This is a genomic window from Rhizobium sp. BT04 (assembly GCF_030053135.1).
GTDB lineage: Bacteria > Pseudomonadota > Alphaproteobacteria > Rhizobiales > Rhizobiaceae > Rhizobium > Rhizobium binxianense.
The window spans coordinates 4584536-4605675 of sequence record NZ_CP125652.1 but is presented as its reverse complement, the minus strand read 5'-3'; the positions used below and the strand labels follow the sequence as shown (position 1 = coordinate 4605675).

22 protein-coding genes are annotated in these 21140 nt (G+C 61.4%); 10 read left to right on the top strand and 12 right to left on the bottom strand.

From position 1 onward, the window contains the following. Window positions 1-36: 36 nt before the first annotated feature. The 3 genes from QMO82_RS30905 to ribH form a co-directional block, all read right to left on the bottom strand. On the bottom strand, window positions 37-2175 hold the full coding sequence (locus tag QMO82_RS30905) for a sodium-translocating pyrophosphatase (RefSeq protein ID WP_183606467.1): 2139 nt from the start codon (window positions 2173-2175) through the stop codon (window positions 37-39). Between the two features lie 198 nt (window positions 2176-2373). Further along, window positions 2374-2856, bottom strand: a complete 483-nt coding sequence (gene nusB / locus QMO82_RS30900; protein ID WP_018241520.1) for a transcription antitermination factor NusB — start codon at window positions 2854-2856, stop codon at window positions 2374-2376. A 3-nt stretch (window positions 2857-2859) separates the two neighbouring features. Then, window positions 2860-3315 carry a 6,7-dimethyl-8-ribityllumazine synthase gene (gene ribH, locus QMO82_RS30895; RefSeq protein WP_183606465.1) on the bottom strand — a complete coding sequence of 152 codons (456 nt, stop codon included), beginning with the start codon at window positions 3313-3315 and terminating at the stop codon, window positions 2860-2862. Between the two features lie 345 nt (window positions 3316-3660). Between ribH and QMO82_RS30890 the strand changes: the two genes are divergently transcribed. From QMO82_RS30890 to QMO82_RS30880, 3 genes are all read left to right on the top strand, one after another. Continuing rightward, window positions 3661-4020 carry a hypothetical protein gene (locus QMO82_RS30890; RefSeq protein ID WP_183606463.1) on the top strand — a complete coding sequence of 120 codons (360 nt, stop codon included), beginning with the start codon at window positions 3661-3663 and terminating at the stop codon, window positions 4018-4020. Window positions 4021-4234: 214 nt separating this feature from the next. Next, window positions 4235-4738 carry a cupin domain-containing protein gene (locus QMO82_RS30885; protein ID WP_183606461.1) on the top strand — a complete coding sequence of 168 codons (504 nt, stop codon included), beginning with the start codon at window positions 4235-4237 and terminating at the stop codon, window positions 4736-4738. Window positions 4739-4763: 25 nt separating this feature from the next. Then, window positions 4764-5279 (top strand): GNAT family N-acetyltransferase, encoded by a 516-nt coding sequence (locus tag QMO82_RS30880; protein WP_183606459.1) that lies wholly within the window; start codon window positions 4764-4766, stop codon window positions 5277-5279. Window positions 5280-5362: 83 nt separating this feature from the next. On the opposite strand, the gene QMO82_RS30875 is transcribed toward QMO82_RS30880, so the two are convergent. The 7 genes from QMO82_RS30875 to QMO82_RS30845 all read right to left on the bottom strand — a co-directional run bounded on the left by QMO82_RS30875 (window position 5363) and on the right by QMO82_RS30845 (window position 12164). Beyond that, the gene (locus QMO82_RS30875) at window positions 5363-5974 is read right to left on the bottom strand and encodes a riboflavin synthase (protein WP_183606457.1); all 612 of its coding nucleotides are present in this window, start codon (window positions 5972-5974) and stop codon (window positions 5363-5365) included. Continuing rightward, on the bottom strand, window positions 5974-7335 hold the full coding sequence (ribD, locus tag QMO82_RS30870; protein ID WP_183606455.1) for a bifunctional diaminohydroxyphosphoribosylaminopyrimidine deaminase/5-amino-6-(5-phosphoribosylamino)uracil reductase RibD: 1362 nt from the start codon (window positions 7333-7335) through the stop codon (window positions 5974-5976). Before ribD ends, QMO82_RS30875 begins: the two co-directional genes overlap by 1 nt. 3 nt (window positions 7336-7338) lie before the next feature. Further along, window positions 7339-7815 carry a transcriptional regulator NrdR gene (gene nrdR, locus QMO82_RS30865; RefSeq protein WP_097617579.1) on the bottom strand — a complete coding sequence of 159 codons (477 nt, stop codon included), beginning with the start codon at window positions 7813-7815 and terminating at the stop codon, window positions 7339-7341. 9 nt (window positions 7816-7824) lie between these two features. After that, window positions 7825-9123 (bottom strand): serine hydroxymethyltransferase, encoded by a 1299-nt coding sequence (glyA, locus tag QMO82_RS30860; RefSeq protein WP_183606454.1) that lies wholly within the window; start codon window positions 9121-9123, stop codon window positions 7825-7827. A 216-nt stretch (window positions 9124-9339) separates the two neighbouring features. Continuing rightward, window positions 9340-10641: a murein L,D-transpeptidase gene (locus QMO82_RS30855; protein ID WP_183606452.1), complete on the bottom strand. Its 1302-nt coding sequence runs from the start codon at window positions 10639-10641 to the stop codon at window positions 9340-9342. Between the two features lie 441 nt (window positions 10642-11082). Continuing rightward, window positions 11083-11598, bottom strand: coding sequence for a transcriptional regulator LdtR (locus QMO82_RS30850; protein WP_003574072.1), 516 nt, complete (start codon window positions 11596-11598; stop codon window positions 11083-11085). A 128-nt stretch (window positions 11599-11726) separates the two neighbouring features. Further along, window positions 11727-12164 (bottom strand): DUF6163 family protein, encoded by a 438-nt coding sequence (locus QMO82_RS30845; RefSeq protein ID WP_063474274.1) that lies wholly within the window; start codon window positions 12162-12164, stop codon window positions 11727-11729. A 228-nt stretch (window positions 12165-12392) separates the two neighbouring features. Between QMO82_RS30845 and hemB the strand changes: the two genes are divergently transcribed. The 6 genes from hemB (at window position 12393) to QMO82_RS30815 (ending at window position 16851) form a co-directional block, all read left to right on the top strand. After that, window positions 12393-13406, top strand: a complete 1014-nt coding sequence (gene hemB, locus QMO82_RS30840) for a porphobilinogen synthase (RefSeq protein ID WP_183606450.1) — start codon at window positions 12393-12395, stop codon at window positions 13404-13406. A gap of 92 nt (window positions 13407-13498) precedes the next feature. Next, the gene (locus QMO82_RS30835) at window positions 13499-13957 is read left to right on the top strand and encodes an RDD family protein (RefSeq protein ID WP_183606448.1); all 459 of its coding nucleotides are present in this window, start codon (window positions 13499-13501) and stop codon (window positions 13955-13957) included. A gap of 204 nt (window positions 13958-14161) precedes the next feature. After that, entirely contained in the window at window positions 14162-14938 is a 777-nt protein-coding gene (locus QMO82_RS30830; RefSeq protein ID WP_183606447.1) for an arginyltransferase, read from the top strand. 353 nt (window positions 14939-15291) lie between these two features. Then, window positions 15292-16176: a DMT family transporter gene (locus QMO82_RS30825; protein ID WP_183606445.1), complete on the top strand. Its 885-nt coding sequence runs from the start codon at window positions 15292-15294 to the stop codon at window positions 16174-16176. Window positions 16177-16234: 58 nt separating this feature from the next. Next, a complete protein-coding gene (locus QMO82_RS30820; RefSeq protein ID WP_183606443.1) occupies window positions 16235-16456 on the top strand; it encodes an AbrB/MazE/SpoVT family DNA-binding domain-containing protein in 222 nt (73 codons plus the stop codon). Next, complete coding sequence (locus QMO82_RS30815) at window positions 16456-16851, top strand: type II toxin-antitoxin system death-on-curing family toxin (protein ID WP_183606442.1); 396 nt, start codon at window positions 16456-16458, stop codon at window positions 16849-16851. Before QMO82_RS30820 ends, QMO82_RS30815 begins: the two co-directional genes overlap by 1 nt. On the opposite strand, the gene QMO82_RS30810 is transcribed toward QMO82_RS30815, so the two are convergent. Beyond that, the gene (locus QMO82_RS30810) at window positions 16835-17293 is read right to left on the bottom strand and encodes an SRPBCC domain-containing protein (RefSeq protein WP_183606441.1); all 459 of its coding nucleotides are present in this window, start codon (window positions 17291-17293) and stop codon (window positions 16835-16837) included. The genes QMO82_RS30815 and QMO82_RS30810 overlap by 17 nt on opposite strands. 155 nt (window positions 17294-17448) lie before the next feature. Beyond that, on the bottom strand, window positions 17449-19704 hold the full coding sequence (parC, locus tag QMO82_RS30805; protein ID WP_183606440.1) for a DNA topoisomerase IV subunit A: 2256 nt from the start codon (window positions 19702-19704) through the stop codon (window positions 17449-17451). A gap of 235 nt (window positions 19705-19939) precedes the next feature. Here parC and QMO82_RS30800 point away from each other — a divergent pair, with 235 nt between their 5' ends. Continuing rightward, a complete protein-coding gene (locus tag QMO82_RS30800; protein ID WP_183606438.1) occupies window positions 19940-21127 on the top strand; it encodes a hypothetical protein in 1188 nt (395 codons plus the stop codon). Window positions 21128-21140: the final 13 nt, after the last annotated feature.

Sequence of the window (21140 nt, the reverse complement as noted above, 5' to 3'; positions counted from 1 at the left end):
CGCGTCGTCAACCGCCGCGCAATTTTTCGGTATGCATCAACCAGCAAGAACCGCGAGCAGCAGAAGTGCCACGATATTGGTGATCTTGATCGCCGGGTTGACGGCGGGGCCGGCGGTATCCTTGTAGGGATCGCCGACGGTATCGCCGGTGACCGAGGCCTTGTGCGCATCCGAACCCTTCATGTGACGCACCCCGTCCTTGTCGACGAAACCATCCTCGAAGCTCTTCTTGGCATTGTCCCAGGCGCCGCCGCCCGATGTCATCGAGATAGCGACGAAGAGGCCATTGATGATGACGCCGAGCAGCGATGCGCCGAGGGCGGCAAAGGCCGAGGCCTTGGAGCCGGAGATGAGAAGCACGCCGAAATAGACGACAATAGGCGCCAGCACCGGCAGCAGCGACGGCACGATCATCTCGCGGATGGCGGCCTTGGTCAGAAGGTCGACGGCCCTGCCGTAATCCGGCTTTTCCGTGCCCTGCATGATGCCGGGCTTTTCCTTGAACTGACGGCGGACTTCCTCGACGATGGCGCCGGCCGCACGGCCGACGGCGGTCATTGCGATGCCGCCGAAGAGGTAGGGAACGAGCCCGCCGAAGATCAATCCCGCCACCACGTACGGGTTGGAAAGATCGAAGGAAATTTCGCCTATCCCGGCGAAATAAGGGAATTTGTCGCCATTCGCCGCAAAATATTTGAGGTCGTAGGAGTAGGCTGCGAAGAGAACAAGTGCGCCGAGGCCGGCCGAACCGATGGCATAACCCTTGGTGACGGCTTTGGTCGTATTGCCGACGGCATCGAGCGCATCCGTGGATTTGCGCACTTCCGGCGGCAGATGCGACATTTCGGCGATACCGCCGGCATTGTCCGTCACCGGCCCGAAGGCGTCGAGCGCGACGATCATCCCGGCAATACCCAGCATCGCCGTGACCGCAATGCCGGTACCGAAAAGGCCGCCGAGCTGGTAGGTGGCGAGAATGCCGCCGACGATGACGATCGCCGGCAGTGCCGTCGATTCCAGCGAGACGGCAAGGCCCTGGATGACGTTGGTGCCGTGACCGGTGACCGAGGCCTGGGCGATCGAGACGACCGGGCGCTTGCCGGTGCCGGTATAGTATTCGGTGATCACCACGATCAGCGCGGTGACGACAAGGCCGATGATGCCGCAGAAGAAGAGGTGCGTGCCTGAGATATCGGCGCCGCCGACGGAGCCGATCGAGCCCCAGCCGATGGTGAGCGAAGTGGCGGCGCCGAGACCGACGATCGACAGCAGGCCGGTGACGATGAGGCCCTTGTAAAGAGCGCCCATGATCGAGCCGTTCGCACCGAGCTTGACGAAGAAGGTGCCGATGATCGAGGTGATGATGCAGGCGCCGCAGATCGCCAGCGGATAGACCATCGCAGACTGGAGGATCGGCGCGCCGGCAAAGAAGATCGCGGCGAGGACCATGGTGGCGACGACCGACACGGCATAGGTCTCGAAGAGGTCGGCGGCCATGCCGGCGCAGTCGCCGACATTGTCGCCGACGTTATCGGCAATCGTTGCCGGGTTGCGCGGATCGTCCTCGGGAATGCCGGCTTCCACCTTGCCGACGAGGTCGCCGCCGACATCGGCGCCTTTGGTGAAGATGCCGCCACCGAGACGGGCGAAGATCGAAATCAGCGAAGCGCCGAAGCCGAGCGCCACCAGCGCATCGATGACTTCGCGCGAGCCGCTCTCATGACCGAGGCCGACGGTCAAAATGGTATAGTAGATGGAGACGCCGAGCAGCGCGAGGCCCGCCACCAGCATGCCGGTGATCGCACCCGACTTGAAGGCGATGTCTAGGCCGGCGGAGAGGCTGGCGGAAGCCGCCTGGGCGGTGCGCACATTGGCGCGGACGGAGACATGCATGCCGATAAAGCCGGCAGCACCTGATAGCACGGCGCCGATCAGGAAGCCGATGGCGGCCTCGGCGGAAAGAAGCAGCCAGGCTGCGATGAAAACGACGACGCCGACAAGGGCAATGGTTCTGTATTGGCGCGTCAGATAGGCTTGAGCACCTTCGCGGATATAGCCCGCGATCTCCTGCATACGGCTATTGCCCTGATCGGCGGCAAGCACCGAACGGGTTGCCCAGGCGGCATAGACCACCGAGAGCAGACCGCATGCGATTACGCATAAAAGGATGGTCATTTCGCTCTTTCCTCCATAGGCCGGAGCTCACTCCTTCTCCGGCAGATACGCCGCCGAATCGCCTTTCCTCTCCACAGAAATGCCACAGCTAAGCGTTGCGGAGATTGCGTGGTCGATCACGTGGCGTCAAGACCGCAACGGGCGAAAACCGCTGCAGTGCGAAGAAAGACTTAGGGAGGCTGTTTGGCGGCTAAGGAGTTACTTCTTCGCCTCGCCGCGGACCTGCTTGGCGATGCGGTCGAGCACGGCGTTGACGAGCTTCGGCTCGTCGTCATCGAAGAAGGCCTGGGCGATCTCGACATATTCGGTGACGATCACCGCCACCGGAACGTCCTTGCGGTCGGTGATTTCGAAGACGCCGGCGCGCAGGATGGCGCGCACGGTGCTGTCGAGACGCGACAAGGCCCAATCATCCTGCAGAGCTGCGGCAATCAGCGGATCGAGACGGACCTGATCGCGCACGACACCGGAGACGATCGAACGGAACCATGCGGCATCGGCCTTCAGATAGGTCGCGCCGTCGAGTTCCTGGCCAAGACGGTGCGCCTCGTATTCGGCGACGATTTCCAGAACGCCGGTGCCGCCGACATCCATCTGATAAAGCGCCTGAACGGCAGCAAGGCGGGCAGCGCCCCGCTGGTTCGCAGTCTTGACCGGCCGTTCCGTCTTGTCGTCGTTCATTCGTTATGCACCCAGTTTCTGCTTCAGCTCGATCATGGTCAGAGCTGCGCGAGCGGCAAATCCGCCCTTGTCCTTTTCCGAGCGGCGCGCGCGCGTCCATGCCTGCTCGTCGTTTTCGACGGTCAGGATGCCGTTGCCGATGGCAAGGGACTCGCTGACCGCAAGATCCATCAAAGCGCGCGAGGATTCGTTCGACACGATATCGAAGTGATAGGTCTCGCCGCGAATGACCATGCCGAGCGCGACATAGCCGTCATAATGCGTGCCGCCATTGTCGTCTCCATCGAGCGACATGGCAATCGCCGCCGGAATTTCCAATGCGCCGGGAACGGTGACCACCTCGAAGGTGGCGCCGGCCTCCTGCAATGCAAAGGTCGCGCCTTCGAGCAGGGCGTCGGCCATGTCGTCGTAGAAGCGGGCTTCAACGATCAAAATATGGGGAGCAGTCTCTCTCGGCATGGTTCACCTTCGTTTTGTGGGGCGTTTTCCACTCGGCAGCCCGCGGTCAAAACATGCCTTCATCAGAATGGCAAGCACTTTCGCCCGATGCCGCAACGCCAAAGACGAAATATCCGCAAGGGGATAGCCGCGCTGCGCCCGCGTCACCGGGCAAGCCTCCGAAACCAGCTTTTCCGGATGCCTGGAAAACGGCAATTCGAAGGCCGATTTCATGAACAATTCTTAATGGGTTTTCAGTGGCTTAACCTATTGAATCGTCAAAAGGAGAACGCCAATTCCATGTCGTGACGCAGACGATCCCCTGCAACGACAGTCGACCGTCAAAGCAGATAAAAGGATACCATCATGAACCGCGTTGTCACCATTACCATCGCAGCCACCCTCTCCTCCCTCGCATTTGCCGGCGTCAGCCGGGCCGAAAGCCTTGGAATGAACACGGCCCAGGGCATCGAGCAGACGCTCCGGACCTTCCAGGGCAATGACTTCAACGTCGAGCAGGTCCGCAACTGGCGCAATCTCGACGACGAAACGACCGGCCCACGCTCGGCGCCGGAGCGTTCCGGCCAGGCCGTTCACGGCATCCAGGCCTCGATCGACGCCAACAGGTCGCTTGCCCGCCGGCTCAACAACGAAGGCGTCGATGTCCGCAACATCGTCAATGCCGAGCAGGCGGCCGACGGAAGCCTGACCTTCTACGTCCGCTGACGCTTCAGCACATCCCGGACAATCAACCGATCTTCCGGGATGCACGGGCTGAACGTGATCGAGCGTCTTGGCGTCCTGGACGCGCGGCGCTCACAGCATGGGCGGCGGTCTCCTCTCCGCCCATGCCGGGGTTTTCCGAGATAGGCGAATTCCGAGACGGGCATTGAATTTTCCGGCGCGATGATAGTTTCTCTTCCTGCAACAGGAGAACAGCATGACGACGGAACCGAAGGCGGTGATCAATATCGCCGATCTCAAGCTCGAGCACTGGAAACAGGGCGAGCTATATGAAAGCGCCGACACCTCGTTCGGCTCGCCTCTTGGCCTCGCCGGTCTCGGCGTCAGCTATAACGAAGTACCGCCGGGCAAATCGAGCTGTCCCTTCCACAATCACCATGTCGAAGACGAGCTTTTCTACGTGATATCAGGCGCCGGCGAATACCGTTTCGGCGACGAGCGCCATCCGATCAAGGCGGGGGACGTGCTCGGGGCGCCGGCCGGCGGACCGGAAACGGCACACCAGATCATCAATACCGGCACCGCCACACTCGTCTATCTCGGCATCTCGACGATGGCGAAGACCGAAATCGTCGAATATCCCGATTCCGGAAAATTCCTTGCCAAGACGAACAAGGACGGTTCAAAGGCCGGGCGCTTCCGCCATATCGGCAGGCCGGAAAGCGATCTCGACTATTGGGACGGCGAACCCGGCGCCTGAAGGCGCGATTCCACAAGGATCCGATGTGGCCGATATTCCGACCCTCGAAACGGCGCGGCTGACGCTTCGTCCTCACCGCCTCGACGATTTCGAGGCGCATGCAGCATTATGGGCGGACGAGGACGTCGTGCGCTTCATCACCGGCGTGCCATCGACACGTGAGCAGAGCTGGAGCCGCATGCTGCGCGTTGCCGGCATGTGGCACCATATGGGCTTCGGCTTTCTCGCGATCGTCGAAAAGGCGAGCGGCCGGTTCATCGGCGAAGCGGGCTTCCTGGAAGCCCGGCGCGAAATGGAACCGTCGATTGAGGGGACGATGGAGGTCGGCTGGGCGCTGATGCCGTCTGCGCACGGCCGCGGTTATGCCACCGAGGCGCTGACCGTCCTGATCGGCTGGGCGGAAACGCATTTCCCGGGAAAACGGATGAGCTGCATCATCAGCCCGGAGAATGAGACCTCGCTCAGGGTCGCAGCCAAGCTCGGTTTTCGCGAGACGGCGCGCACGCAGTATAATGGGGAAATCATTCAGTTTTCGCGTTAGAGCGTCGCGCGTCCGACAGGACGCGCTAAGGACGCTCTACTGGATCTGCGCATAAGCCCGAAAATCGATTCCGATTCTCGGGGTTATGCGCTGGGAAATTCCGCCAGCCGGGCGGCGTAGCGCGCCATGGTGTCGACTTCGAAATTGACGAAGTCGCCGGCCTTGCGCTTGCCCCACGTCGTCACTTCGAGCGTGTGACGGATGAGGAGGACGTCGAAATCCGTGCCGTCGACCGCATTGACCGTCAGCGAGGTGCCGTCGAGCGCGATCGAGCCCTTGGGGGCGACGAATTTCGCCAGATGTTCGGGCGCCCGCAGCCGGTAACGCGTGGCGTCGCCTTCCGATGTCACTGACAGGATTTCCGCCTTGCCGTCGACATGGCCGGAAACGATGTGGCCGCCGAGTTCATCGCCGATCTTCAGCGACCGTTCGAGATTGATGCGGCTGCCTTGCTGCCAGGTGCCGATCGTCGTCAGCCGCAGCGCCTCTTCCCAGGCCTCGACCTCATACCAGCGGCCGTTGCTGCCTTCGGCCGGAAGGGCGGTGACGGTCAGGCAGATGCCGGCATGCGAGATCGAGGCGCCCATGTCGATCGTCTTGGGATCATAGGCGGTCGCAACCCGCAAGCGGATACCTTCCTTCAGCGGGGAAACGGATTCGACCGTGCCGACATCGGTGACTATTCCGGTGAACATCAAAGCCCTCTTTCGTATTCGTCCAGGCGATCTTCGCCGAACATCCGCGTGCCCGTATGGGCAAAACCCGATGGTATGTCGGTTGTCTGTAGCGGGGATTCAATACCGCCTTCGCCGATGATGACAGGCGCCTGATAAAGCTGGATGCGGTCGACGAGGCCTGCTTCGAGAAAAAGTCGCGCCGTCTTTGCCCCGCCCTCGACCAGAAGCGAGGAAATGCCACGCGTTGCGAGCGCCGGCAGCAGGATTTCCGGATGGTAGGGATTGCAATAGACGACCTCGACACCAGCGGCTTCGAGGGCAGCGCGGCGGGAGTCCATGTCGGTGGCGTCGGTGGGTGAGGCACCCCCTTCTGCCCTGCCGGGCATCTCCCCCACAAGTGGGGAGATCGGCTGGGAGCTTGCTCCCTGCCCTACATCTGCCGTTGCTTGTGATGACGAGCCATCTTGGGAATTCGGATCCCGCTCCTTGCCGATCTCCGCCCTTGTGGGGGGTGAGGCGTGTGCCGGCGAAGCCGGAGCGATCGATCCAGTGGATCGATCGGAGCGCCGAACGGCCGGCAGGGCAGAGGGGGGTAAGCCCTCGGCCTCCAACAATGATACGTCCTCGCTCGCCACCACGATCACCGGCACCTCCCGCGCCGTCGCAACGAGCTTGCTGGTCAGCGGCAAAGCCAGAGTGGGATCGAGCACGATGCGAACGGGGGACTGCGCCTCGAGCCCCGGTAAACGCACCGTCAGCAGCGGATCGTCTGATATTGCCGTGCCGATGCCGACGAGGATCGCATCGGTTTCGGCGCGCAGCACCTGAACCTCGGTGCGGGCCTCCGGGCCTGTTATCGCCACTTGGCCCTCCCCTTCGCGGCCGATCATGCCATCGGCGGAAACGGCAAGCTTGAGAGTCACATAGGGGCGGTTCTTCGTCTGGCGGGTGAGATATGCGGCCAGGGAATGCCGGCCCTCCGCTTCCAGCACGCCGGCATCCACCTCTATGCCGGCGTCGCGCAGCATGGCGATGCCGCGGCCGGAGACACGCGGATCGGGATCGGTGACGCTGATGACGACGCGGGCAACGCCGTAGGCGATCAGCGCCTCGGCGCAGGGCGGCGTCTTGCCGTGATGCGAGCAGGGTTCGAGCGTCACGTAGGCGGTGGCGCCGCGAGCAGCCGCGCCGGCTTCAGCGAGCGCCTGCGGCTCGGCATGCGGGCGGCCGCCGATCGCCGTCACCGCCTGGCCGACGACGACGCCGTCCTTGACGATCAGGCAGCCAACGGAGGGGTTGGTGGCGGTGCGGCCGAGATGCAAACGCGACAGGCGGATCGCCGCCGCCATGAAACCTTCATCATGCGGCGTGATGCTCATGGCTCACCTGTCCAGCGGGTCGCGGGCGATCTTGGCGTTGATTTCGGAAATGACCTTCTCGAAATCCTCGGCAAGCGAGAAATCCCGATAGACCGAGGCATAGCGCACGAAGCCGACATCATCGAGGCTCTTCATCGCCTCCAGTACCTGCAGACCGATCTGCTCGGAAGAAATCTCGGTCTCGCCGGAGCTTTCAAGCCGGCGGACGATGCCAGAGACGGCGCGCTCGATGCGATCCCGCTCAACCGGGCGCTTGCGCAGCGCCACTTCGAAGGAGCGCACCAGCTTGTCGCGGTCGAATGGCACCTTGCGGCCGGTCTTCTTGGTGACCATCAGCTCGCGCAGCTGCACACGCTCGAAGGTGGTGAAGCGGCCGCCGCAATCCGGACAGATACGCCGCCGGCGGATGGAGGTGTTATCCTCCGCCGGACGCGAATCCTTGACCTGGGTATCTTCCGAACCGCAATAGGGGCAGCGCATCCCTACTCCTTATCCCATGTAGCCATACATGGGGAAGCGGTCGGTGAGGTTGACCACCTTGCCGCGCACGGCGGCTTCGACGGCGGCGTTGCCTTCATCGGAATTGGCGACCTTCAGGCCGTCGAGGACCTCGACGATGAGATTGCCGATCTCGCGGAATTCGGCTTCCTTGAAGCCGCGCGTCGTGCCGGCCGGGGCACCGAGGCGTACGCCCGAGGTGACGAAGGGCTTTTCCGGATCGAAGGGAATGCCGTTCTTGTTGCAGGTGACGTAGGCGCGGCCGAGCGCTGCCTCGGCGCGCTTGCCGGTGGCGTTCTTCTTGCGCAGGTCGACGAGCATCAGATGGTTGTCGGTGCCGCCGGAGACGACGTCGAGGCCGCCTGCGATCAGCGTTTCGGCAAGCGCCCGGGCGTTCTTGACGATCTGGGCGGCATAATCCTTGAACTCCGGCTGCAGCGCCTCGCCGAAGGCAACGGCCTTGGCGGCGATGATGTGCATCAGCGGACCACCCTGCAGGCCGGGGAAAACGGCCGAATTGAACTTCTTCGCCAGATCCTCGTCATTGGTGAGGATGACGCCGCCGCGCGGGCCGCGCAGCGACTTGTGGGTCGTCGTCGTCGCGACATGGCAGTGCGGGAACGGCGACGGATGCTGGCCGCCGGCAACGAGACCGGCGATATGGGCCATGTCGACCATCAGATAGGCGCCGACCGAGTCGGCGATCTCGCGGAAACGCTTCCAGTCCCAGATGCGGGAATAGGCGGTGCCGCCGGCGATGATGAGCTTCGGCTTGGTTTCTTCGGCCTTGCGGGCGACTTCATCCATATCGAGCAGGTTATCGCCTTCGCGCACGCCGTAGGAAACGACGTTGAACCACTTGCCGGACATGTTGACCGGCGAACCATGCGTGAGGTGGCCGCCCGAATTCAGGTCGAGACCCATGAAGGTATCGCCCGGCTGCAAGAGCGCCAGGAACACGGCCTGGTTCATCTGCGAGCCGGAATTCGGCTGGACGTTGGCGAAATTGACGCCGAACAGCTTCTTGGCGCGCTCGATCGCCAGTTCCTCGGCGATATCGACGAACTGGCAGCCGCCGTAATAGCGCTTGCCGGGATAACCCTCGGCATATTTGTTGGTCATGATGGAGCCCTGGGCTTCCAGCACGGCGCGGGAGACGATGTTCTCGGAAGCGATCAGTTCGATCTCGTGCCGTTGGCGACCGAGTTCCTTTCCGATCGCGCCGAAAATCTCGGGATCGACGTCCGCTAGCGAGCGATTGAAGAAGGATTCGGTGGAAGCATTGGTCATGGGCGGGCTCCTCAACTGGAATGCGCTGAGGTATTAGCCTCCCGCCGTGGCAAGGGCAATACGAAGAACGACATTTGCTGAGCAAAGCGCGCGCTCCGGTCATTTTGCGACAGCGCGGCGGCTATGAATGGTGGCCAAGGGATAGCGCGCCCTCCCCGGCATAATAAAACCGCGCCGGGAAGGCGCGGTTCGAGGGTTCGATGCAGAGGTCGCCGCTTATTGAACCGGCTGTTCCATGCCGGCCGTGGTGTCGAGCGCCAGCTCGGCATTGCCGTCCATCTGATAGATGTCGTCGCGGAACTGGACGATGCCGTCGGGCATGCCCCAGGCAGAGATGTAGACGAAATAAACCGGAACCTCCGTGGCGAGCTTGATCGGCGTGTTGACGCCGGTTGCGATCACCTGCTCCATCTGCTGGCGGTTCCAGCCGGGGGTCTCGCGCAAGAGCCAGTTCGACAGGTCGCGCACGTTCTGGACGCGGACACAGCCCGAGGATTCGAAGCGCATGAGCTTGTTGAACAGGCCCTGCTGCGGCGTGTCGTGCATATACTCGCCGTTCTTGTTGTAGAAGTTGATCTTGGTCGAGGCCATGGCGTTGGTCTTGCCGGGGTCCTGGCGGAACATCAGGTTCGGCGCCTCGCCGTTCCAGTCGATGGTCTCGGGGGCGACTTCGTTGCCCTTGCCGTCGATCAGGCGGATGGCGTTCTTTTCGAGATAGGTCGGATCCTTGCGCATCAGCGGCATGATGTCCTTCTCGACGATCGAGCGCGGCGAGGTCCAGTAAGGGTTGAGGATGACCTCGTAGATCTTCGAGTTGACGAGATGCGTCGGGCGGCTCAAGCGGCCGACAACCGCGGTGTGACGCGTCGCGACACTGCCGTCTTCGACAGCCTCGACATAGGCGGCCGGAATATTGACCATCACGTGACGGCGGCCCAGATCTTCCGGGAAGGTCTGCAGACGGACGATATTGGTGTTCAGCTGCTGCAGGCGGACATCGGCGGGGATGTTCATCGCCTTCAGCGTGAATTCGCCGAGAACGCCGTCGGCCGGCAGGCCGTGGCGCGCCTGGAAGCGCTTGACGGCGCCGTCGACATAGGAATCGAAGGCGCTCGACATGCCGGCCTCGCGCGGCAGGTCGCCAGTGATCGCAAGGCGCTGGCGCAGCGCCTGGACTGCGGGATGGCTGACGCCGAGCTGCAGGCGCTGGTCACCGGGATTGACCTCAGGCCAGCCGCCGGCTGCGGCGATCTGCTGATACTGCATGACCGCCTGCTGGGCGCTCGCAACCGATTGGGGGCCCAGGATCGGGGTGTTGGAAACGACTGCGCTTGCCGTTCGCGAAGCCGCCTTGGCGTCGAACTGGTCGTCCCAGTTGCCGCGGCGTGGCGCGTTGATCAGCGTATCGATCGCCGATTGCGCAAATGCCGGCGCGGCGATCGCGCTGGCGCCAACCGTTGCCGCGGACGCAAGGAAAGCGCGGCGCGAGAGAGCTTCAATTCCGTTTTTCTTCGACATAGTCCCAACCACTCAATGCCGCCATCAGAAGAAGCCGCGGCTCTTTGCGAAATCACTGCGCTATAACGCAGATCCCTGTCCATTCATTGTCCCGGCGTATCAAAAAACTCCGCCTGCCCATCACAAGATTGCGATGCGACAGGCTGAACATTCCTGATCGGTCCATTGAAAGCGCCGGTTGTTAAGCCTTTCGCTGCCACACCAATATGGCCAATTCGTGTTGCCGGATCGGTAGAGGACTGCCGGCTGCCGGGAACACGACGCAACGAACCATATGACGGGGTAAACCGTGCCGGTTAATAACGGCTAAAAAACGGCTTGAATACCGGGCTTTGCGCTTGTCAGCCATGCGTTGCAAAGATGCCACGCAGATCAAACGGCAAATCGGACGTGCAGGGAACACGTCCGATTTTCTGCAACCCTGAAAGGAGGTCCGGGGTCTCAGAGGCGATACATGATGCTGTCGTTCCAGAAACGGTCCAGACGCTGGAGAAGCTTGTTCATCTGGGTGAACTCGTCTGTGCCGATGCCGCCGACCTTGTCGATCGAGGTAATGTGGCGTTCGTAGAGCTTGGCGACCGTTTCGGCGATGTCCTGGCCGGTTTCGGTCAGGCTGATGCGGACCGAGCGGCGGTCGATGCGGGAGCGCTGATGGTTGATGAAGCCGAGATCGACCAGCTTCTTGACGTTGTAGGAAACATTGGAGCCGAGATAGTAGCCACGCGAGCGCAACTCGCCGGCGGTCAGCTCGGAATTGCCGATGTTGAAAAGGAGCAGCGCCTGGATGGCGTTGACGTCGCTGCGACCCTGACGGTCGAACTCGTCCTTAATGACGTCGAGAAGACGACGGTGAAGACGTTCAACAAGATGAAGGGATTCCATGTAAAGATCACGGATGCCCTGGTCCTGCTGGTCACGGAAGTTCGATACCGCCTGCGGCTTGATTTTCGTGTTCATATTGACTGCCTCACTGTTTGGTTGGCGGTGTGTTTTCTTCCCGCCTTGAGTGAGACCCTATCGAATACATATAAAATTCGACTTAAACCGCAGGCTTAACGGAGCCTTACTGGTAACTCCACGTTGTCTCAGGGTAAATCAACACTTACCTGGCGGCGGTGCCGGCGCTTTTCCAGCCACAGCAGCAGGCGGAAAATCCAGTAAACGACGGCGACCATGACATGCAGCAGGATGATCAGCTGGTTGGGGCCGAAAATATCCGGCAGCAGGCCATACATCAGGATCTGGCCGCCGGCGGCCAGCACCCAGATGACCGGTCCCCAGGAGACGGTGAGCCAGAGACCGAGAGAAGCGACGGGGAAAAGCACGGCGAGACTGGTGCTTGCCACCTTCCACGGCAGGCTCAAAAGATCGAAGCGGCCGGCGCCGACCAGCGAATAGCCGACGAGCATCGCCCAATATTGCAGGCCGAACCAGAAGCAGGAGACGGCGACCAGTCTCAGGAAGAGAATGAAGAGGATATCCGCCAGTGTGCGTTTCGGTATCGTCGGGGAATCGGTTTCCATAGCGCAGACATCGGTTCGGGGTTGCATCTTCATAAGGGCGTTAGCGCGTCCGACAAGACGCGCTGACGCCGCTCTATCACATCGAGCATGCGCATAACCGCGAAAATCGATTGGATTTCGGGATTATGCGCCAGAGGTTTTCCGCCGCGGCCAATCGTCCGGTTTGGATTTTCCGGGCGTCATGATAATGAGCGCTCCGATAAATGGAATGGGCTGGGGGCAGATATCATGCAGGACAGAACTCATCTCGTCGACGAGATCACCGGCCATCGCCGCATGCGGCGCAACCGCAAGGCGGATTGGACGCGCCGGCTGGTGCAGGAAAACCGGCTGACCGTCGACGACCTGATCTGGCCTATCTTCATCGTGCCGGGCTCCGGCATTATCGATCCGATCCCGGCCATGCCCGGCGTCAACCGCATGAGCATCGACAAAGCCGTCGAGGCGGCGCGCGAAGCGGCCGGCCTCGGCATTCCCGCACTCGCCACCTTTCCGAATATCGAGATGGAACTGCGCGACGAGACGGGCTCGAACAGTCTCGAAGCCAACAACCTGATCAATCAGGCGACGGCGGCGATCAAGAAGGCAGTGCCCAATATCGGCGTCATCACCGACGTCGCGCTCGATCCCTTCACCAGCCACGGCCATGACGGCATTCTCAGAGGCAACGAGATCGTCAACGACGAGACGGTCGACCAGGTGGCGCGCGCCGCTGTGATGCAGGCCGGTGCCGGCGCCGACATCATTGCGCCATCAGAGATGATGGACGGGCGCATCGGCGCGATCCGCATGGCGCTCGATGCGGCCGGCCACCAGAACGTCGGCATTATGAGCTATGCGACGAAATTCGCCTCCGCCTTCTACGGCCCCTATCGCGAGGCGATCTCGACGGGCGGGCTGCTGAAAGGCGACAAGAAGACCTATTATATCGACCCCGCCAACGGCACCGAGGCGATCCGCGATGCCGCCCTCGACGTCGAGGAAGGCGCCGACATGCTGATGGTCAAGCCCGGCCTGCCCTATCTCGATATCTGCTGGCGGATGAAGGAGGCCTTCGGCCTGCCGACCTTTGCCTACCAGGTTTCCGGCGAATATTCGCAGATCAAGGCGGCGGCGATGAACGGCTGGATCGATGGCGAACGGGCGATGCTCGAAACGCTGCTGTCGTTCAAGCGGGCTGGATGCGATGGTGTCCTCACCTATTTCGCTGTCGAGGTGGCGAAAATTCTCGCAAAGCGGTGATTTCGAGCGCGATTGGCGATTTAGGGGCAGATTATTGCATTTTGCCCTGCCGATACCATATCAGCCGCATCGCTTTTCCGCAGGAGATTGAGATGAGCTACAACCCCAATCCGCTTTATGCCGCACCGGAGGACTGGCGCGCCTATAGCGGCGTGTTGAGCCGCCGCGTCTTCGCCTTCATCCTCGATTACGTCATCGTGGCACTGCTCTGGATTCCAGCCGCGGTCGTGCTGTTCTTCCTGTCGATCCTGACGCTCGGGCTCGGCTTCCTGCTCTACCCTGCCCTCTTCGTCATCGTCGCCGGCATTTACTTCGGCCTGACGGTGGGCGGGTCGAGCCAGGCCTCTCTCGGCATGCGCGCCATGGGGATCGCAATCGTGCGCGTCGATGGACGGCCGATGGATTTCCTGACGGCGATCGTGCATCTGGCGCTGTTCTGGATCCTCAACTCGGTGCTGACGCCGCTTATCCTGCTTGCCGGCCTGTTTACCGAGCGCAGCCGTCTCATCCACGACCTCCTGGTCGGCACGGCGACGGTGCGTACATCCTGAGCGACTGACCGAGGCTATCGCTGAAACCTTAAGCGGAGACGAAATAAAGTCTCCGCTTTCTCTTTGCCCGGGGGCGCCAGCGCCCCATATCTAAAATTAGAAGACTGAAATGAAGGCGAAGCCCGCCTCGCTGTTGACGTTTTCTATTCTTAGGTCATGCTGTCAAGAAACGGCACGGTCTCGACAAGGAAATTTCCGCAACAGATGAATACGCAGACGACGCCATCCCCGCAGTTTTATCTGACGGCTCCGGCTGCGTGTCCGTATCTGCCGCATGAGATGGAGCGTAAGGTGTTCACCCATCTGGTCGGCCCGCGCGCCGCCGAGATGAACGACATCCTGACCCAGGGCGGTTTCCGCCGTTCCCAGAATATCGCCTACCGCCCGGCCTGCGAATCCTGTCGCGCCTGCGTTTCCGTGCGCATTCTCGCCCAGGAATTCGAACCGACGAAATCGATGAAGCGGGTGCTTGCCGCCAATTCCGACGTCATCGCCACCGAATTCGCCGCCCAGCCCTCCAGCGAGCAGTATTCGCTGTTCCGACGTTATCTCGATTCTCGCCACCAGCAGGGCGGCATGTCCGACATGACCGTTCTCGACTATGCGATCATGGTGGAAGATACGCATGTGAACACGCGAATCGTCGAATATCGCCGGCGCGAGGAAGGCTCCGGGCTGGAGCAGCGGCCGAAGGGCGAGCTGCTTGCCGCCGCCCTTACCGACACGATGAGCGACGGCCTGTCGATGGTCTATTCCTATTTCAATCCGGATATCGAGCGGCGTTCGCTCGGCACCTTCATGATTCTCGACCATATCAGGCGCACGAAAGCGCTGGGCCTGCCGCATGTCTACCTCGGCTACTGGGTTCAGGGGTCGCGAAAAATGGACTACAAGACACGCTTCCAGCCACAGGAACATCTGACCCCGCGTGGCTGGGAACGTTTCGATCCCGCCTCCATGCCCGAAAGCACCCACGATTAGAGCCTTTCCTGGCCAGATTGAATCATTCTGTTGGCTCAAACGGAGTCGGATGGTCGACCGGCTGGCGCGCGTCGTAGCCAAGCTCTACGGCCAAGCCGGCCGGTCGATCAGCCGGCCCGTTTCAGCCAACCCTCTTGCAGATTTGCGTGGCAAATCTGCAAGACTTAAAATCGCCGGACGCACTTGTCGCTTCGCCATGGCGAAGCGGTGCGGCCGGTGGGCCGGGCATCTTTCCGTCAGGGCAAAGGCGATCGGCTCGGACGTACCTTGGGGTATGCCCTTCGCCAATCGCCTTTGCCCTGACGAAAACCTGCTCCGGCAGAATGCTTCAATCTGACCAGGAAAGGCTCTGAATGTTCCCCATCGCTCTTTCCGATCATCGGAAGGGTCTGCTGCTGACGGCGGTCGGCGGGCTGGCGCTTTCCATGGATATCCCGCTCGTCCGTCTCGGCGATGGCGACATCTGGTCGATCCTGGGAATACGCAGTGCTGCAACGGTTCTCGCCACATTCGTCATCCTGGGAGCAATGCGCGTTGCCTCGGGCAAATGGCCGATCCTCGTTCCGGGGCGAGCCGGCCTAATCGCCGGCCTGCTCTACGGCATCTCGTCCCTCACCTTCGTGCTTTCAGTCTTCAACACGGCCACAGCCAATGTCGTCTTCATCGTCGCCTTCAACCCGATGTTCGCTGCGCTTCTTTCCTGGATTTTCCTCAAGGAGAAGCCGCGGCCCGCAACGCTGATCGCCATGCTGTTCATGATCTCGGGCGTCGGGCTGATCGTGCGCCAGGGGCTTGCGAGCGGTCATGTTTTTGGCGACGCCATGGCGCTTCTCAGCGCACTTATTCTTGCCGCAGCCATCACGGTAGGGCGTGCCTCGCGCCGGGAAATGGGCTTCGTACCGCTGCTGGCCGCCATCCTGCCGGCGGCACTCGGCCTCACGCAAGCCCTGCCCTCAGGGCTTGCCATCGCCCATCCCGGCTGGATCCTTTTCAATGGCGCCATCATGATGCCGGTCGCCTTCTGGTGCCTGGCGACAGGGCCGCGTTATCTCTCGGCGCCTGAAGTCGGCATGTTCTATCTCTTGGAAACGGTGCTCGCGCCGATCTGGGTCTGGCTGATCTTTGCCGAAACGCCGGCGACGATGACGCTCGTCGGCGGCGGCATCCTGGTGGTTGCAATCGCAGCGCATTCTGCTTGGATGGTGCGTAGGAAAAACATCAGGCAACTGGCAGGCTAAGACGTTGTCGCTTGCGCAGCCTCATGTTATAACGCCGTTATCACAGAGGATAAAAGCCATGAACGTCACAATCCGCAAGATCGGCAATTCCGAGGGCATTATCATCCCGAAGGAAGCTCTCGACCGTCTTGGATTGAAGACAGGCGACTCAGTGGAATTGCAGCTGGAGAACGGCGGCATCACCTTGAAACCCGCCGATGAGGATTTGTCCCGTCAGCTCGAGGCGGCGCGTTATTTCATGGACAAGTATAAGGTCGCCTTGAAAAAGCTGGCCGAATAATGGCCTTCAAATTCCTGACGCGACCATTGGTGGAGAGCCTGCAGAAAATGCAGATCGAGCGGTTCGGCGGTCTCGCAGGACTGCGTGATGAAGGCGCGCTGGAATCTGCTGTCGGCCGGCCGATGCATAAGGCAAATTGCGGCTGCGACGACGTCATCGAACTCGCCGCCGCATATCTTTTCGGCCTTGCCCGCAACCACGCATTCGTCGACGGCAACAAGCGGATAGCGATCGTCACCGCCGGTGTGTTCCTTCTCGAAAACGGCTACGAGATCGAAACGACCGATGCCAATCTCTACGCCTTCGTTCTTGCCGTCGCCGCCGGCGAGATCGACGAAGAGGGTGCGACCCGCTTCCTTCGGGATTTCAGCATAGTGCTCAACCCGTCGCCTTGAACTGCTGCTGCTCCAGTTCCCTGCCCAGCCCTTCGACCACATGCGCCCAGCCTTGCCGGGTCTTTTCCTCGTGTTCGGCCCATTCGGCGCACATTTCATGGGTCAGCGTCAGACGGCTGCCGCCTCCGAGAGGCTCGATGTCGATTTCGACACGGTCGCAATTGTGGTCGTGCTCCTCGACGGAGAAGCTGAAGACCATGCGTTGCGGGCGCTTCAGTTCCAGGAATACACCCTGGTGAAAGGCGTCGCCGGTCGGGCGGCGGTCGACGACGAAGAAACGGCCGCCGACATGCGGATCGATATCGGCGCGGATGACGTGACCGTCATCGGTGGCAAACAGGAAGCGGCGGGCGATTTCGGGGTTGAGCCAGGCATCGTAGACGACCGCGGGCGGCACCCTGTAGGTGTGGCTGACATGCAATTTGATGGTGCTGGCGGGCATCGATTTTCCTCCGGTAACGGCGTGCGCCTCTCCCAGGCGAACGTAAACTCCGGCCATTCCGCCAGCCTCGGAAGCGGCCTTCTCCTATTTTTGGTAACAATAATGAAATAGAGGAGTTCCCGCGCCCGCCAAGGGCCGAGCGCGGAATTTGTGCCTCAGCCGGCGAATTTGCCGCTGCGCGGGAAACCCTTCGGCACGGTGCGGCCGGCGGTGGCGCGGTCGGACAGCCACTCGGCAAGCTCGTCCTTGTTCTTGGTAAAGGTGCGGCCGGCGCTGTCTTCCCAGAAGAGGCCGTCTGATATCGCGAAGCAGCGGACGTCGGAAATGCCGCCATCCTTGTAGCGCTGCAGACGCACGCCCTTGCCGCGCGACATTTCCGGCACCTGCGCCAAGGGGAAGACCAGCAGCTTGCGGTTTTCACCGACGACGGCGACATGATCGCCACCGACCGGCACGAGCAGTTGGGTTTCCTCGGGCAGCGCCACATTCATGATCTGCTTGCCCTTGCGCGTATTGGCGACCAGTTCGGCCTCAGCAACGACGAAGCCGTTGCCGGCAGTGGAAACGATCAACTGCTTACGCGCGGGATCGTGGACGAATGCGGTCAGCACCGCCTGGTCGTTGTCCATGTCGACCATGATGCGCAACGGTTCGCCATGGCCGCGACCGCCCGGCAGCTTGTCGCCACCGAGCGTGAAGGCCTTGCCGCCTGTCGTGACGATCAGCATCTTGTCCGTCGTCTGCGCCGGGAAGGCCAGCTTCAAGCCGTCGCCCTCCTTGAAGGTCAGCGTCGCCGTATCGGCGATATGCCCCTTCAGGGCGCGGATCCAGCCCTTTTCGGAAATGACGACGGTGATCGGCTCCTTCTCGATCATCGCCTGCTGGATCGCTTCCTCGTCGGCTTCGGGCGCATCGGCAAACTGGGTGCGGCGGCGGCCGACCTCGGTCGCCTTGGCGAATTTCTTCTTCACTTCGCCGATTTCCCAGGCGACCGTCTGCCACTGCTTGTCGTCGGAGGAAAGCAGCGCCTCGATCTCGCCCTTTTCCTTGGTGAGTTCGTCGAACTCCTTGCGGATCTCGAACTCTTCCAGCTTGCGCAAGGCGCGCAGCCGCATGTTGAGGATCGCCTCGACCTGATTGTCGGTCAGATCCCAGCGCGCCATCATGACCGGCTTCGGCTCGTCTTCCTCGCGGATGATGCGGATGACCTCATCGATGTTGAGGTAGGCGACCAGAAGACCGCCGAGGATTTCGAGGCGTCTGTCGATCGCCGCCAGGCGGAAGCGCGAGCGGCGCTGCAGGACCTCGCGGCGGTGATCCAGCCACTCCTTCAGCACCTCGTTCAGCGCCATCACCCGCGGGATGCGGCCCATGGACAGCACGTTCATGTTGAGCGGGAAGCGGCTTTCCAGCTCCGTCAGCTTGAACATCGATTCCATCAGGATGGTCGGATCGACGCTGCGCGTCTTCGGCACCAGAACGACGCGGATGTCCTCAGCCGATTCGTCGCGGATATCTTCGAGCAACGGCAGCTTGCGGGCGATCAGCAACTCGGCAATCTTCTCGATCAGCCGCGACTTCTGCACCTGGAAGGGAATTTCGGTAATGACGATCTGGTAGCCGCCGCGGCCGAGATCTTCGGTCTGCCATTTCGCCCGCACGCGGAAACCACCGCGACCGGTGCGATAGCTCTCGATGATGCTGTCGCGGCTGTCGATGATGATGCCGCCTGTGGGGAAATCCGGGCCGGGAATGAATTCAACCAGCTTTTCGACCGTCGCATCGGGATGCTTGATCAGATGCAGGGCGGCATCGCAAAGCTCGTGGGCATTGTGCGACGGGATCGAGGTTGCCATGCCGACGGCGATGCCGGAGGAGCCGTTGGCGAGCAGGTTCGGGAAGGCGCCGGGAAGGACGACCGGCTCGGTATTCGATTCGTCGTAAGTATCACGGAAATCGACGGCATCCTGATCGATGCCTTCGAGCAGCAGTTCCGAGACCGCCGTCATCTTCGATTCCGTGTAACGCATGGCGGCAGGGCTGTCGCCGTCGATATTGCCGAAATTGCCCTGGCCGTTGACCAGCGTGTAGCGCTGCGAGAAATCCTGGGCGAGACGAGCAAGCGCATCGTAGATAGACTGGTCGCCGTGCGGATGGTAGTTACCCATCACTTCGCCGACGATCTTGGCGCATTTCCTGAAGGCTGTATTCGGCCTCAGCCCCATCTCGTTCATCGCATAGACGATGCGGCGGTGAACGGGCTTCAGCCCGTCGCGCACGTCAGGCAAAGCGCGGTGCATGATGGTCGACAGCGCATAGGCGAGATAGCGCTGCTCGAGCGCCGCCTTCAGGTCGACCGGCTGGATGTTGTCGTCGTCTCCGCCGGAAGGCGGCAAAATCTCTTGTCCCATGGGTCTTGACTAGCTCAGAAGAGCCCGCTGGGCAAGGAATCCGGGTCATAGCAGCTGTGGATGAAGTCTTCCGACTGACATCAAAGGATGTGACAAACGTTCCGCCGCAATTTGGACTTCGTTTGCCGTTCCTTTCAACGGAAATTTAGAAGTCCGCAAATATAAAGCGGGCCTAATCCGTAGTAGCGTAACTGCAGATTCAAAACCGCCACACGCCACCAGAGGAATCACCCCCATGAACTTTTACCGGACAACGCGGCTGATGCTGTCGGGCGCAGCCTTTTTCTCACTCGCCGGCTCGGCTTTCGCTCTCGATGGCACCGAGTTGCTGAAGAAGATCAATGCGGCCTACGCGGCGCAGGGCGGAACGATTTCGGCTGAAGCCGTCGATATCGACGGCACGACCGTGACCTTGAAGAACGTCACCGTCAAACCGACCGCCGGCGAAAGCCTGCCCATCGGCGAAGTCACCCTTTCCGGCGTCGAAGAAGACGAGGATGGCGGCTATTACATCGAAGAAGCCGCCTTCCCCGACATCAACAAGACGCAAGACGGCGTCACGGTGACGGCGGAGGGACTGACGCTTGGCGGCATCTCGGTCCCGGCAACGGCGGGCGGCGATACGCTCGATACCATGATGCTTTACGAAACCGCCCATACCGGCCCGCTGAAGGTGGTCAAGGACGGCGCGGAAGTGTTCTCGCTGCTCGAAAGCGACATGAACCTGACGCTGCGCGAGGATGAATCCGGCTTCGATTTCGACGGCGCCTTCAAAAGCATGAAAGCCGATCTCAGCAAGGCCGAGGATCCGCAGAGCAAGGACGCGATCGAGAAGCTCGCCCTGCAGCACGTCCAGGGCGACATCACCATGAAGGGCGCCTGGGAACTCGCCCCCGGCACGATCGACATTTCTGAATTTGCCTTCGACTTCACCAACATCGGCAAGCTGAACCTCGGGTTCAAGATCTCGGGCTACACGATGGCCTTCATGAAATCGATGCAGGATGCGATGAAGGAATCCGAAGCCAATCCGAACAAGGAACAGTCGCAGCAGGCGCTCGGCCTTGCCATGCTCGGCCTGATGCAGCAGCTTTCCTTCGAGGCGGCGCAAGTGCGTTTCGAAGATGCCTCGATCACCAAGCGTGCGCTCGATTATGCCGGTTCGCAGCAGAACATGTCGGGCAAGCAAATGGCGGATTCGCTGAAGGCGATGACGCCGATCATGCTGGCGCAGCTCAATATCCCGGAACTGCAGAATGCCGTTTCGGCAGCGGTCAACACCTTCCTCGACGACCCGAAGAGCCTGACCGTCAAGGCCGCTCCCGAAAAGCCGGTGCCGTTCCCGACGATCGTCGGTGCCGCCATGGGCGCACCGACCACCCTGCCGCAGGTGCTCGGCGTCAAGGTTTCGGCCAACGACTGACCACTTCGACCTT

Bases quoted from the DNA above. Each gene is read 5' to 3' on its own strand.
- QMO82_RS30905 (WP_183606467.1), bottom strand. From the start codon at position 2,175: ATGACCATCCTTTTATGCGTAATCGCATGCGGTCTGCTCTCGGTGGTC.
- nusB (WP_018241520.1), bottom strand. From the start codon at position 2,856: ATGAACGACGACAAGACGGAACGGCCGGTCAAGACTGCGAACCAGCGG.
- ribH (WP_183606465.1), bottom strand. From the start codon at position 3,315: ATGCCGAGAGAGACTGCTCCCCATATTTTGATCGTTGAAGCCCGCTTC.
- QMO82_RS30890 (WP_183606463.1), top strand. From the start codon at position 3,661: ATGAACCGCGTTGTCACCATTACCATCGCAGCCACCCTCTCCTCCCTC.
- QMO82_RS30885 (WP_183606461.1), top strand. From the start codon at position 4,235: ATGACGACGGAACCGAAGGCGGTGATCAATATCGCCGATCTCAAGCTC.
- QMO82_RS30875 (WP_183606457.1), bottom strand. From the start codon at position 5,974: ATGTTCACCGGAATAGTCACCGATGTCGGCACGGTCGAATCCGTTTCC.
- ribD (WP_183606455.1), bottom strand. From the start codon at position 7,335: ATGAGCATCACGCCGCATGATGAAGGTTTCATGGCGGCGGCGATCCGC.
- nrdR (WP_097617579.1), bottom strand. From the start codon at position 7,815: ATGCGCTGCCCCTATTGCGGTTCGGAAGATACCCAGGTCAAGGATTCG.
- glyA (WP_183606454.1), bottom strand. From the start codon at position 9,123: ATGACCAATGCTTCCACCGAATCCTTCTTCAATCGCTCGCTAGCGGAC.
- QMO82_RS30855 (WP_183606452.1), bottom strand. From the start codon at position 10,641: ATGTCGAAGAAAAACGGAATTGAAGCTCTCTCGCGCCGCGCTTTCCTT.
- QMO82_RS30850 (WP_003574072.1), bottom strand. From the start codon at position 11,598: ATGAACACGAAAATCAAGCCGCAGGCGGTATCGAACTTCCGTGACCAG.
- QMO82_RS30845 (WP_063474274.1), bottom strand. From the start codon at position 12,164: ATGGAAACCGATTCCCCGACGATACCGAAACGCACACTGGCGGATATC.
- hemB (WP_183606450.1), top strand. From the start codon at position 12,393: ATGCAGGACAGAACTCATCTCGTCGACGAGATCACCGGCCATCGCCGC.
- QMO82_RS30835 (WP_183606448.1), top strand. From the start codon at position 13,499: ATGAGCTACAACCCCAATCCGCTTTATGCCGCACCGGAGGACTGGCGC.
- QMO82_RS30830 (WP_183606447.1), top strand. From the start codon at position 14,162: ATGAATACGCAGACGACGCCATCCCCGCAGTTTTATCTGACGGCTCCG.
- QMO82_RS30825 (WP_183606445.1), top strand. From the start codon at position 15,292: ATGTTCCCCATCGCTCTTTCCGATCATCGGAAGGGTCTGCTGCTGACG.
- QMO82_RS30820 (WP_183606443.1), top strand. From the start codon at position 16,235: ATGAACGTCACAATCCGCAAGATCGGCAATTCCGAGGGCATTATCATC.
- QMO82_RS30815 (WP_183606442.1), top strand. From the start codon at position 16,456: ATGGCCTTCAAATTCCTGACGCGACCATTGGTGGAGAGCCTGCAGAAA.
- QMO82_RS30810 (WP_183606441.1), bottom strand. From the start codon at position 17,293: ATGCCCGCCAGCACCATCAAATTGCATGTCAGCCACACCTACAGGGTG.
- parC (WP_183606440.1), bottom strand. From the start codon at position 19,704: ATGGGACAAGAGATTTTGCCGCCTTCCGGCGGAGACGACGACAACATC.
- QMO82_RS30800 (WP_183606438.1), top strand. From the start codon at position 19,940: ATGAACTTTTACCGGACAACGCGGCTGATGCTGTCGGGCGCAGCCTTT.